Genomic DNA, 12,212 nt, shown 5'->3' with positions numbered 1-12,212 from the left:
AGTAGGTGTATTGCACCTGCACCCAGAGCTTGTCGGTATCGACCGTGCGGGCTCGATCATCCGAGTCGTAGCTGGCGTACTTGAGCAGTCCGACCAGACCTTTCACGCCTGGTATCGGATGGGCGTAGGACAGGTCGATCTCGCTGCCGTAGCTGTCGCTGCCCTGCTCGGTGTCGAAGTCGTGGTACCAGGCTTGCAGGCTGCCGCCGGCCAATGGCGCGGTGAACCCCAGGTAGGCGTCCTCGATGCCGTCGGCCGGCGTGGTGAGGAACTGGTCGGCCCAGCCCTGAAAGATGTGCTTGGTCGCCAGCGGCGTCTGGAACGCGCGGTTGCCGGGGCCGCTGTCGCCACCCAGCACCTCGTACCCGCCCTTGAACTGCACGCCCTTGAAGACATACCCCAATTCCGCCAGGTAGTACTCACTGTCCAGGTCCAGCGGGTTATCGGCGTAGTCCTGCTGGCGTGCGTACTCCAGCGCATAGTTGAAACCGGCCAGCGCACCGTTCAGGCGCAGGCCGCTGGTCCGGCTGGACAAGCTGCCCAGCGGGGAGGTCGCGGTGGTCGCAATGTTGTCCAGGCCGAGCAGGTAGCTGTAGGCGGTCACTGCGAGTTCCGGCCGCACCAGGTACTGGGCATTGAACAGGTGACTGTGGCCTTCGATGTTGGCGGGGTTGGTACGGTTATCGAAGCGGCCGTTTTCCGGGCCGAAAATGGTGTTGATGTTGTCCAGGTAGCTGTAGGTCAGGGTCAGGCCATCAAGGGGCTTGAGCTGGGCCAGTGCAGCGTCGTAGGTCTGCTCGTTCTGCCGCCAGGCCGAGCCGCCGACAAAGCGTTGGTTGTCCAGGTTGATGCGTTGGCGGCCCAGCACGGCGCTGCCGAAGGCCTGGTCATAGCGCAGCAGGGCCTGGTTGACTTCGGTGCCGTCGGGGTCGACCACCATGGCGTAGTTGGTCTGGCCATTGCGGGTGCTGTTGTAGGCGGCATCGCCGAGGCGGCTGACGTTGTCCACTTCCACCAGGCCCGAGAGGCCGTACCACTTGCCGGTCTGGAAGCCGACGCGGGTGCGCAGGGTCTGGGCATTGGCGTCGCGCAAGTTGTTGTTCTGGTCGACGTTCTCAAAGCGGTAGCGGGCATCGAGGATGGCTTTGCCCCCAGTGAACAGGTTGCTAACGTCCTCTGTGGCCAGGGCGGCGTGACTGGTGCCGGCAACGGCCAGCGACAGCAGAGCGGGTTTCAGCATGTGCATAGCGGACTTCCTAGGTCTGAAAAGCGCAAAAAAAACGTCACGGTGTCCGCGCTCCGGGTGGAGAGGGGATTCCGCGACGTCGTTGTCGGTTGAGTGGCAGACACGCCGTTGTGCTGACCGGGGAAGGTCTTAGCAGGCACTGTGCCAGTTTGTTCAACTACTTGATTTACATGATGTTTGTTTAGCGACAAGAACATTTGGCGATTACGTCATGCACCTGCGCGGGCAAGGTTGCATTGGCGGGGTGCGAAGCCGGGTACGGGGGCCCCTGCATGGGGCATGCGGGCAAGTCAAAACGCGAAAGCCCGGCACGGGGCCGGGCTTTCGCGAAGGGCAGGGCGGATACCTAGGCGGCGGGGCGCTGCTGACGTTGGTAGAGGAACTCCAGCACTGCGGTGCGGTACTCGTGGTAGCGGGCATCGTTGGCCAGGGCCAGGCGGTCGCGTGGGCGCGCCAGCTCGACCTGGACGATATCGCCGACGGTGGCCGCCGGGCCGTTGGTCATCATCATGATGCGGTCGGAGAGCAATACGGCCTCGTCCACGTCATGGGTGACCATCACCACGGTACTGTGGGTCTCGCCGACGATGCGCAGCAACTCGTCCTGCAGGTGCGCGCGGGTGAGGGCGTCCAGGGCGCCGAAGGGCTCGTCCATCAGCAACACCTTGGGTTCCATCGCCAGCGCACGGGCGATGCCCACGCGCTGCTTCATGCCGCCGGAGATTTCATTGGGGTGCTTGTGCGCCGCATGATCCAGGCCGACCATCTGCAACGCCGCGGCGGTACGTTCCTTGAGGCGGGCCTTGCTTTCACGGGCGCCGAAGACCCGCTCTACGGCGAGATGGACGTTGCCGAAGCAGGTCATCCAGGGCAGCAGGCTGTGGTTCTGGAACACCACGGCGCGCTCAGGGCCAGGGCCGTCGATTTCCCGGCCATTGCAGATCAGCCCGCCGTCGCTGGCATCCAGCAGGCCAGCGATCAGGTTGAGGACGGTGGACTTGCCGCAGCCGGAGTGGCCGATCAGCGAGACGAACTCGCCACGGGCGATGCAGAGGTTGACGTCGCTGAGGGCCTGGAAACGACCCTTGCGCGTATCGAAGTGTTTGCTGACGCCGGTCAGCTCGACGAACTTGTCCATCAGGGTTCTCCTGCTCTTGGTAGGAGCGAGCTTGCTCGCGAATGCGGTTCGCGAGCAGAGCTCGCTCCTACAGAAATGGTCAGTTGTTGTAGTCGAAGCGCTTGGCCAGCCACAGCAGGCTCTGTTCCAGGGCCAGGCCCACCAGGCCGACGATGATGATGGCGATGAGGATGTGCTCGACGTTGAGGTTGTTCCATTCGTCCCACACCCAGAAGCCCAGGCCGGTGCCGCCGGTGAGCATTTCCGCCGCCACGATCACCAGCCAGGCGACACCGATGGCCAGACGGATGCCAGTCATCAGGTGAGGCAATACGGCCGGGAACAGGATGCGGGTGAGGACCTTGAACTCGGAGAGCTTCAGCACCCTCGCCACGTTGAGGTAGTCCTGCGGCACGCTGGCCACCCCGGCGGCGGTGTTGAGGATGATCGGCCAGATCGAGCTGATGAAGATCACCCAGATCGACGCGGGGCCAGCGGCCTCGAACACCAGCAGGCCGATGGGCAGCCAGGCCAACGGCGACACCGGGCGCAGCAAGCTGATGATGGGAGAGAGCATCCCGGCCAGGAAGGTGAAGCGGCCGATGGCGAAGCCCAGGGGTATGCCCACCAGCGCCGCCATACCGAAGCCCAGGCCGACGCGGCCCAGCGAGTGCAGGATGTTCCAGCCGATGCCCATGTCGTTGGGGCCGTTGTCGTAGAAGGGATCGGCAAAGAGTTCCAGCGCCGAATGCCAGGTCGACAGTGGCCCCGGCAACCCTTCGCTGCGTGTCGCCACCAGGGCCCAGAGGCCGATGAACAGCAGCAGGCCGAGCAGTGGTGGGACCAGTGCCCGTGCCAGGTTGTTGAAGAACTCCACGGCTGGCTTGGCCAGTCGTGGAGCGGAGCTGGGTGCGGCCTTGGCCGGCAGAGGCAGCGGCGGAGTTACCGGAGCGTTCATCGTTACCTCCCGGGTCAGGCTTTGATGGCAAAGGACTGGGCGTAGGCGGCAGGGTTCGAGCCGTCCCACAGCTTGCCGTCAATCAGGGTGCTGCCGCGCATCTGGCTGGCCGGAACCGGCAGGCCGAGGGCGCTGGCCGCTTCACTGAACAGCTTGGTCTGGTTGACCTGGGCGGCGACGGCTGCGTAGTCCGGGTCCTGCTTGATCAGGCCCCAGCGCTTGAACTGGGTCATGAACCACATGCCGTCGGAGAGCCAAGGGAAGTTCACGTTGCAGTCCTTGCAGAAGGCCATGGCGTGCTTGTCATCCCATTTGTTGCCCAGGCCGTCCTCGTAGTGGCCGAGGAAGCGCTGCTCGATGACGTCCACCGGGGCGTTCACGTAGGCCTTGCCGGCAATGAGTTTGGCGGTGGCCTTCTTGTTCTCGTCGCTGGCCTCGATGAAGCGGCTGGCGTCGAGCAGGGCCATCACCAGTGCCCGTGCGGTGTTGGGGTTCTGCTCGACGAAATCGCGCGAGCAGCCCAGCACCTTCTCCGGATGGTCCGCCCAGATCTGCTGGGTGGTGGTGGCAGTGAAACCGATCTTGTCGAAGATCGCCCGCGCGCCCCAGGGCTCGCCGACGCAGAAGCCGTCCATGTTGCCGACGCGCATGTTGGCGACCATCTGCGGCGGCGGCACGGTGATGGTCTTCACATCGGTCAGCGGGTTGATGCCATGGCTGGCCAGCCAGTAGTAGAGCCACATGGCATGGGTGCCGGTGGGGAAGGTCTGGGCGAAGGTCAGCGGGTTGCCGCCCTTCTTGATATGCGCGGCGAGTTGTTCACCGTTGGTCACGCCAGCTTCTTTCAATTGGCGGGAGAGGGTGATGGCCTGGCCGTTCTGGTTCAGTCCCATGAGCACCGCCATGTTCTTCTGCGGACCGGCAACGCCGAGCTGGGAGCTGTACATCATGCCGTAGAGCACGTGGGAGGCATCGAGTTCGCCGGTGTTCAGCTTGTCGCGCACGCCAGCCCAGGAAGCTTCCTTGCTGGGTGTGATGGACAGGCCGTACTTGGCGGCGAAGCCCTGGGTGGCGGCCACGACCACCGAGGCGCAGTCGGTGAGGGGAATGAAGCCGACCTTCAGGGCGGTCTTTTCCGGTGCATCCGAGCCGGCGGCCCAGGCCGCGCTGCGCAGGAAACCGGGAGCGGAGAGGCCGAGGGCGGTCACGCCACCGACCGTGCCGGCAATGGCGATCGATTGCTTGAGGAAGTTGCGACGACTGTTGTTCACCGGGTCTTTGGAATCACGTTCGCTCATGGTGCTGTCCTGAATGGAGGGCAAAACAAAAACGGCGCACGCCAGAGCTCCCGAGAAGGAAAGGAGCTCTGACGGACGCCGTTGTCCGTGATCCGCGGCCCACCGCCGTTGGCGCGCTACGCAAGATTCTGCAGGTGAGACTGCAAACGCCTTGCCAGCTTGCCCAGCAGCCCGAAGCCATGACTTCGGCAGGCTGCTTTAGGTCGTTATTGTCTTTTAAATCAGCAGCTTGACTCTTTGGGTAAAAGTGCGGACAGGCTGGCGGCACTGAGCCATGTTCGTGCGGTGCAGAGGTGGCCTGAACGGTTTTGGTTCACTTGGAGTAGGAGTGCGGCGAGGGGCGGATGCCAGGAACGTAGTCCTGTGTCTGGGGCAACGACGGACCGCACCACAGTGCGCCTGCGTACGGTGTGTGGCTTGAGGTTGTCGCGGGTGTTTGCCCTGTCCATGTGGAGCGATGAGTTTGCACCCACATGGACTTGGCCGATTTCTACTCGCTGTTCAGACGCCGAGCATCTCGTGCGTGGCGATGATCTGTTCGGCCACCTGGATCAATCGTTGTTGACGCCCCATGGCCTGGCGACGCATCAAGGTGTAGGCGGCATCCTCGTCACAGCTTTTCATCTTCATCAGTAGGCCCTTGGCCAACTCGATGCGTTTGCGTTCGGCCAATTGGGTATCCCGCACCAGCAACTGGGTACGCAGGGCCTGGTCAGCCTCGAAGCGCGCCATGGCCACGTCCAGGATCGGCCGCAGGCGTTCGGCGTGAATGCCCTCGATCACGTAGGCGCTGACACCGGCCCGAATCGCCTGGCGCATCAGCTCGGGATCGTGGTCGTCGGTGAACATGACGATCGGGTGAGGCCGGTCGCGGCTGACCATCACTACCTGTTCCATCATGTCGCGACCCGCGGATTCGGTGTCTATCAGCACGACATCGGGGCGCGCGGCTTCGATCCGCTCAGGCAGGTTGATACTCAGGCCGGTTTCGTCCATGACCTCGAAACCGGCCTCCACCAGGGCATTGCGCAGACGGCCGACTTTCTTCGGGGTGTCATCAATCAGGAGAATGCGGAGCATGCTGTGATCAACTCCAGGCGTCAGAGGGAAGCAGCCGCAATGGCGGAGCTGCGGGCATGGATGGCGAAGCTGCGGGCGTAGCCGGCCGGATCGGTGCCGTCCCAGACATGGCCGTCGAACAGCCTGGAGCTGCGCATGGGGTGCTCGGGGACCACGATGCCCAGTGCTTCGGCCGCTTCGCGGTAGAGCGCAAGCTGGTGGACTCGACGGGCCACGCCGAGGTAATCCGGGTCTTCCCTGAGCAGCCCCCAGCGACGGAACTGGGTCATGAACCACATGCCATCGGACAGCCAGGGCATGGTCGCCTCTCCGTCGGCAAAGAAGCGCAACGGGTGATCATCGCGCCAGGCGTAGCCGAGGCCGTCCTCGTAGAAACCGAGAAAACGCGGCTCAATGGCTGAGAGTGGTGCATCGAGGTATTCGCCGCCGCTGATCAGTTGGGCGGTGCTGCGCTTGTTGTCGTCGCTGGCGTCGATGAAGCGGCTAGCCTCGAGCACCGCCATGGTCAGGGCGCGGGCTGTGTTGGGGTACTGCTCCACGAAGGCGCGAGTGCAGGCGAGCACCTTTTCCGGGTGGTCTGGCCAGATCATCTGACTGGTCGCCAGGGTGAAGCCTTGTTTCTCATCCACGGCGAGCGCGCCCCAGGGGCCGCCGGCACAAAAACCGTCGATGTGTCCTGTCTTGAGATGCTGGACCATCTGCGCAGGTGGCAGCACCACCGTGTTCACGTCTTCCAGCGGGTGGATACCCTGGGCCGCCAGCCAGTAGTGAAGCCACATGGCATGGGTGCCGGTGGGAAAAGTCTGGGCGAAGGTCAGCTTCGCACCGTGCTGGCGCACCCGGGCGGCCAGGGCGTCGGCACGGGTCACGCCTGCCTGACGCAGCGGTTCGGAGAGATTGATCGCCTGGCCGTTCTGGCAAAGTCCCATGAGGATCGCCATTTCGGTCGGGGCGCTGCCCAGTCCCAGGTGGGTGCCGTAGACCTGTCCATAGAGCGAATGCGCGGCGTCCAGTTCGCCGCTCAATAGTCTGTCGCGCAGGCCGGCCCAGGAGGTCTGCCGCTTCAGTTCCAGGGTCAGTCCATAGGGTTGGGCGAAACCCTGGGTAGCCGCGACTATCAGCGAGGCGGAGTCGGAAAGGGCCATGAAGCCCAGGTTCACAGTGCGCTTTTCCGGGGCATCGCTGCCCGCGACCCAGGCGAGATTGTCGTTACGGGTGCAACTCTTGTCGGTCATGTTGTTTGTCCCACCGCTGAACGAAAAAGGCGCCGCCCCAGTCACCATGGGATTGGTGACCGGGAGCGACGCCATCGTCTATGAACTGTCTCCGCCGTTGGAGGACGTTCGGAGTGCTGGTGTCAGCAAGTGATGTGCCATCGTTCAGCAAGGAAACTGAACGGAGGGCAGGGAAGGCCGGGAATATGGCGCATGAAGTAGTACTGGAAGCCAACGCCAGAGGTGAGGACGAGATGGAGAATGAGTTGCGTAGGTTTAGACATGGGTAAGTCCTCAGAAAAGGAAATTCTTGGACTGACAGCTACCCATTAACCTCAATGCCGTCGCGGAAGGCCCGTACTAGAGCGGTTCCGTGAGGAGTATGGAGCGGGCGAAGGGAATCGAACCCTCGTCATGAGCTTGGGAAGCTCAGGTAATGCCATTATACGACGCCCGCGAAGGGTGCTCTTTTTACCAGAAGGCGCGGGCGAGGTGAAGCCCGGGGCAGTCACAAGTTACTGAAAATACTTGCACCTGCCCGGGCGGCCACGCGTTCAAACGGCTACTGCCTGGTAGTCGGCAACCTGCGGGCGAGCCATGCCCTTGGTGGCCGGCGCCTTGAGGAAGCCCAGCATGGCTTGCTGGGTCTGCAGCCAGGCGGCCTTGGTTTCGACGTCGACGAAGTGGCCGGCGTTGTCGATGGTGGCGAACTGGCAATCGCGCACGTGCTTGGCGAAGTGGCGGGCATCCTCGGCGGAGGTGTACTCGTCGCGGTCCCCGTTGATGAACAGCAGCGGGATGTCAACGTTGGCCAGGCAGTCCACGTAGCAGCGCGAATCCATGTTCAGCACCTGGCAGACGTGGTGGTGCATTTGCAGGTACTCGTGGTCGTCGAGGCTGCTGCAGTGTTTGTGGTTGAAGCGCTGGTACAGGCTCGGCAGGTACTTGCCGATGGTGTTGTTGACCAGGTGGCCTACGGCGTCCCGATCGATGGCCGACAGGCAATCCAGGCCGCGGGTCAGGTAGTCCATCATCGGCTCGTTGAGGATAGGCGAGAAGGAGGTGACGATGGCCTTCTTGATCCGTGCCGGGCACTGGGCCAGGGCGAGGAGGGCGGAGACGCTGCCCCAGGAGAAGGACATCAGGTAGTCCACCCGGAAGTGCTCAATCAGGTGGAGGAGAATGTCGGCCTCGGTTTCCTTGCCGATGAAGCGCGAGTTGTCGTTATGCGGCTTGGACTGGCCGGCATAGGGCTCGTCGAAGAGCACCACGTTGAAGTGCGGTTGCAGGTATTTCACTGTCTGCGCGAACGAGGCGGTCGTCGACAAGGAGCCGTTGACCAGAATGATGGTCTCCCTGGCTTCCGGGTTGCCGTAGAACTCCGTGTAAACCTTGTACTGGCTGTGAATCTCGACGATGGCGGTTTCCGGCCTCATGTCGTTTCCTCCTGGCGCAGATGGGTCATGCGAGCCCTCTCAACGGCTTGGCCCGCTCTAAGTCTTGGCAGTAGGAAAGCGCCTTTCGATGACAATCGAATGTCAGGCTGGAATTTTTAGAATTCTTTATTTATCAAGCGGTTAGGTCGAGAAAAGACGAGGGAGTTCGGCGCTTTTCAGAGCACCGAACGAGTCTTCTAACCAGGCAGGGAACCTACGAGTGCAGAGCACAGGAGACCGCAGGGAACGCTTAGATGGTCGGCGTGACTCTTTGGTCACGCTCTGACCTTGTGTCCGATTTAAGCAGGGCATGATTTCACTCGCAAGCTCATTGAAAGGAAAAATTCTTGCAGTTCGTCGGGTTATTCAATCCCGATGTGACTCGCGAGTGATCTAGCTAAAAGCAGGCCACTTCCTGAGCCGTGAGCGACCGGTAGTCGCCTGGCTGCATCTGCGGGTCCAGCTTCAGCGGTCCGACGCTCTCGCGGTGGAGGCGTACGACCTTGTTCTGGAAGTGGCCGAACATGCGCTTGACCTGGTGGTAGCGACCCTCGTGCAGGGTCAGGCGGGCGGCGCGGGGGCCGAGGATTTCCAGCTGGGCGGGGAGGGTGGTCAGGCCCTCATAGGCGAAGTAGAGCCCTTGCGCGAAGGTGTCGATGTACTCGGTACCGATGGGCTGCTCGGTTTCCACGTAATAGACCTTGGGCTGCTTGCTGCCGGGCAGGGTGAGCCGGCGGGACCAGAGTCCGTCGTTGGTGATCAGCAGCAGGCCGGTGGTGGTGAGGTCCAGGCGCCCGCCCAGGTGCAGCTCGTGCTTGTCGGGCTCGTCGAGCAGGTCGAGCACGGTGGGATGCTCCGGATGCTCGGTAGCGCTGACGTGGCCGGAAGGCTTGTAGAGCATGAAGTAGCGGGCTGGCTTGCCGGCCTGGAGCAGGCGATCGTCGAGCTCGACGCGGCTGAATTCCCGGACCTCGAAGCGACTGTCGGTAACTGGCTGGCCATCCACTCGAATCCGACCGGCGGCTAGCAGCAGGCGCGCGTCGAGGCGGCTGAATTCCGGGAAATTGCTCAAAAATCGATCAAGGCGCATCAGCTTGGTGCATCGGGTGGCAACGCGCGTGCGCAGCGAGGACAGAGGCAGGTGCGATCGATGTCCTGCGGGGGGATCTCGTCGAGCACGGCGGGGTCGATCTTCGCCTCGAAGCACCAGCAAGCCTGGCCGGCCCTGGCGGGATCAGCCTGGGTGCACTGGTTGCTCTGGCCGCAAAGCGGGCAGCGGGTGGGATCGGGTGGGGCGCTCATGGCGGTTGATCAGGGTGGAAAGGGCGCAAGGTTGCCGTCTTGGAATTCTGGCTGCAAGTCCGCACCGATGGGTGCCGTTTTTCGGATGTTCGCGCGCCGACCGGTATTGCTGTCTGGCGCGGATGACCTAGGCTCGAATATGCAAGGTGAAGATGTCTGAAAGCGACATGGCCGGATTCACAAAACTCTGAAGGCATTTGAGAAGCTAACGCATAATCGCGGTCTATCGATTCTGTCACCCACCATTTAGAGCAGAGCTGCCTCGTGTCCACCAACATTAGTGTCGTCAATAAAGCCAAGGCCTGGTCGGCTCACGGTGTCACTGCCACCGGCGTTGTGCTGGCCCTGATGGCCATTCTCGCCCTGTTCGACAATCAGCCCCGCGACTGCCTCCTCTGGCTGGGTGCTGCCCTGCTGGTCGATGGTCTGGATGGCACTCTTGCCAGGCGTGTCCAAACCAGCACCATGCTGCCTAATTTCGACGGCTCGACCCTGGACCTGGTGATCGACTACCTCACCTACGTGTTCATTCCGGCCATCTTCATCTACCGCTACATCGACCTGCCCGAGCATACGGCGCTGGTGGCGGTGAGCCTTATCCTGGTGTCGTCGCTGTTCTGCTTCTGCAACCTGAACATGAAGAGCAGCGACAACTACTTTGTGGGTTTTCCCGCTGCGTGGAATGTGGTGGCGCTGTACATCTGGATCATCGATCCGCTGCCCGTTGTGAGCCTGCTGCTGATTTGCGCCCTCGCGGCGCTGACGCTGACCAAGCTGAAGTTCCTCCATCCGTTCCGGGTGCGCAAGCTGATGCCACTGAATATCGTGGTCACCTTCGTGTGGATGATCAGCAGCATGCTGCTCATCCTCCAGCACCCCTTCTACAAATCCCTGGTGCTGGGCATCTGGTGGCTGGCCTCGGCCTACTTCGTGGGCATCTGCTTGTGGCGCAGCCTGCTGGACTGGACCCACAAGCTGAAGGCTTGATCGTTCTTTGTCGGAGCGAATTCATTCGCGATTGAATTCGCTACCACAATCTTTCTCACCCTGATCTCGCACGTGCATTGGCCACCTCGTAATCACGCCAATTGGCCGTAGGTCACAAGCCCCGTCGGCAGTAGTTTTGAGGCATCCCTTCCCACCACGAGGATGCCTCGATGACACCACGCATGGATTACTACTCCGCCTCTCCCGACGCGCTCAAGGCGATGCTCGCCCTGGAAGCGGCGGTGAGCAAACTCCCCCTGGAGAAGCCGCTGCTGGAGTTGGTGAAGCTGCGTGCATCGCAGATTAATGGCTGTGCCTTCTGCGTCGACTTGCACAGCTCCGACGCACGCAAGCGTGGGGAAACCGAGCGCCGCCTCTACTCGGTTGCCGTCTGGCGCGAAAGCCCGTTCTTCAGTCCTCGCGAACGCGCCGCTCTGGCCTGGACGGAATCCCTGACGCGCCTGGCCGAAACTCACGCCCCCGATGAGGACTATGCCCAGTTGGCGGCCGAGTTCAGCGAGCGCGAGCGGGTGGACCTGACCCTGGCGATCAACACCATCAACAGCTGGAACCGGCTGGCTGTCGGCTTCCGCAAAATCCCGAGCGAGTGAGACCACGATGCGCAACCTGAAGACCTTGAGTGCCTTGGCCGCTGGCCTGATGCTGTTGAACCTCCCCCAGGCCTATGCGCACGAAACGGGCGAGGGCCAGGAGCAGGTCACCATCCTGCATGATCACGAGCTGCTCAATGCGCCTGGCAAGCAGGCCATCCTGCTCACCGTGGACTATGCGCCAGGGCAACGCTCCGTGGCCCACAGTCATGCAGGTTCGGTGCTCGCCTACGTTGAGGAAGGGGAGGTGATCTCCCAGCTCAAGGGCGAGGAGCCCAAGCGCTACAAGGCGGGCGAGAGCTGGTACGAGCCTGCGGGCAGTGTCCACCTGCAATCGCGCAATGCCAGCGACTCCAAGCCGGCGAAGCTGGTGGTGTGGATGCTCAAGACCGAGCAGGAGGCAGTGCTCGAGCCTTACCCGAAGTGAGCGTGAGGGGCTGTGCTATGTGTCCGTAGGATGGGTTCGGCGGCGGTCCGCGAGCCTGCGATACCCATTAGCCCGGTGTGCAGTCATCGACGGGTTTCGCTTCGCTCAGCGCCAACCTATGGGAGCCCCTCTCCCTGAAGGGAGAGGGGCGGCCCGTGCGCACATCCCTGTAGGGGCGAATTCATTCGCCAGGCAGGACGCAGTCCTGCCGTAGGTTGGCGTCGAGGAACGAGGCCCAACAGCGCGGTCCGAAGGTTGGCTTTGAGCCCTTACCAGAGTGGCAGGGTGTAGCTGAGAATCAGGCGGTTCTCGTCGAGGTCGTTGCCGAAGTTGGTCGAACGCACCGTCGCGTTGCGCCACTTCAATCCAAGGTTCTTCAGCGGGCCGCTCTGCACCACGTAGGCGATATCGGTGTCGCGCTCCCATTCCTTGCCGTCTTCGCGGCCAGCGCCCAGCTCGATGCCGTCGCCGGAGAGGTAGCGGGTCATGAAGGTCAGCCCCGGAATCCCGACAGCCGCGAAGTTGTAGTCGTAGCG

At 62.5% G+C, this 12,212-nt stretch carries 13 protein-coding genes and 1 tRNA gene; 3 read left to right on the top strand and 11 right to left on the bottom strand.

All coding sequences use genetic code 11. The features are described 5' to 3' along the window. The 10 genes from E8E75_RS02390 to E8E75_RS02345 all read right to left on the bottom strand — a co-directional run. Nucleotides 1-1,240: alginate export family protein (locus E8E75_RS02390; protein WP_348530009.1), on the bottom strand; the 1,240-nt coding region annotated here is incomplete at its 3' end. Between the two features lie 352 nt (nt 1,241-1,592). Next, nucleotides 1,593-2,384 carry an ABC transporter ATP-binding protein gene (locus tag E8E75_RS02385; protein WP_179057943.1) on the bottom strand — a complete coding sequence of 264 codons (792 nt, stop codon included), beginning with the start codon at nt 2,382-2,384 and terminating at the stop codon, nt 1,593-1,595. Between the two features lie 79 nt (nt 2,385-2,463). Further along, nucleotides 2,464-3,321, bottom strand: coding sequence for a nitrate ABC transporter permease (ntrB, locus tag E8E75_RS02380; RefSeq protein WP_120655149.1), 858 nt, complete (start codon nt 3,319-3,321; stop codon nt 2,464-2,466). A 14-nt stretch (nt 3,322-3,335) separates the two neighbouring features. After that, nucleotides 3,336-4,619 (bottom strand): CmpA/NrtA family ABC transporter substrate-binding protein, encoded by a 1,284-nt coding sequence (locus E8E75_RS02375; protein WP_120655150.1) that lies wholly within the window; start codon nt 4,617-4,619, stop codon nt 3,336-3,338. Nucleotides 4,620-5,120: 501 nt separating this feature from the next. Next, nucleotides 5,121-5,699, bottom strand: coding sequence for an ANTAR domain-containing protein (locus E8E75_RS02370; RefSeq protein WP_120655151.1), 579 nt, complete (start codon nt 5,697-5,699; stop codon nt 5,121-5,123). Nucleotides 5,700-5,719: 20 nt separating this feature from the next. Continuing rightward, nucleotides 5,720-6,934 (bottom strand): CmpA/NrtA family ABC transporter substrate-binding protein, encoded by a 1,215-nt coding sequence (locus E8E75_RS02365; RefSeq protein ID WP_153918373.1) that lies wholly within the window; start codon nt 6,932-6,934, stop codon nt 5,720-5,722. Between the two features lie 362 nt (nt 6,935-7,296). Then, nucleotides 7,297-7,370 (bottom strand) — tRNA-Gly (locus tag E8E75_RS02360). Nucleotides 7,371-7,467: 97 nt separating this feature from the next. Next, nucleotides 7,468-8,349 (bottom strand): alpha/beta hydrolase, encoded by an 882-nt coding sequence (locus E8E75_RS02355; RefSeq protein ID WP_120649760.1) that lies wholly within the window; start codon nt 8,347-8,349, stop codon nt 7,468-7,470. 397 nt (nt 8,350-8,746) lie between these two features. Continuing rightward, on the bottom strand, nt 8,747-9,439 hold the full coding sequence (locus E8E75_RS02350) for a pseudouridine synthase (RefSeq protein WP_120649761.1): 693 nt from the start codon (nt 9,437-9,439) through the stop codon (nt 8,747-8,749). Further along, entirely contained in the window at nt 9,439-9,651 is a 213-nt protein-coding gene (locus E8E75_RS02345) for a cysteine-rich CWC family protein (protein WP_153918371.1), read from the bottom strand. Before E8E75_RS02345 ends, E8E75_RS02350 begins: the two co-directional genes overlap by 1 nt. 264 nt (nt 9,652-9,915) lie before the next feature. Here E8E75_RS02345 and pcsA point away from each other — a divergent pair, with 264 nt between their 5' ends. The 3 genes from pcsA (at nt 9,916) to E8E75_RS02330 (ending at nt 11,676) form a co-directional block, all read left to right on the top strand. Continuing rightward, nucleotides 9,916-10,638: a phosphatidylcholine synthase gene (gene pcsA, locus E8E75_RS02340; RefSeq protein WP_120649763.1), complete on the top strand. Its 723-nt coding sequence runs from the start codon at nt 9,916-9,918 to the stop codon at nt 10,636-10,638. Nucleotides 10,639-10,808: 170 nt separating this feature from the next. Further along, on the top strand, nt 10,809-11,249 hold the full coding sequence (locus E8E75_RS02335) for a carboxymuconolactone decarboxylase family protein (RefSeq protein WP_120649764.1): 441 nt from the start codon (nt 10,809-10,811) through the stop codon (nt 11,247-11,249). Between the two features lie 7 nt (nt 11,250-11,256). After that, nucleotides 11,257-11,676 carry a cupin domain-containing protein gene (locus tag E8E75_RS02330; RefSeq protein ID WP_120649765.1) on the top strand — a complete coding sequence of 140 codons (420 nt, stop codon included), beginning with the start codon at nt 11,257-11,259 and terminating at the stop codon, nt 11,674-11,676. A gap of 269 nt (nt 11,677-11,945) precedes the next feature. On the opposite strand, the gene E8E75_RS02325 is transcribed toward E8E75_RS02330, so the two are convergent. Beyond that, nucleotides 11,946-12,212: OprD family outer membrane porin (locus tag E8E75_RS02325; RefSeq protein ID WP_280357906.1), on the bottom strand; the 267-nt coding region annotated here is incomplete at its 5' end.

It is taken from the genome of Pseudomonas sp. BN606 (assembly GCF_029873115.1).
Lineage (GTDB): Bacteria > Pseudomonadota > Gammaproteobacteria > Pseudomonadales > Pseudomonadaceae > Metapseudomonas.
This window is presented reverse-complemented; position numbering and strand designations above follow the sequence as displayed.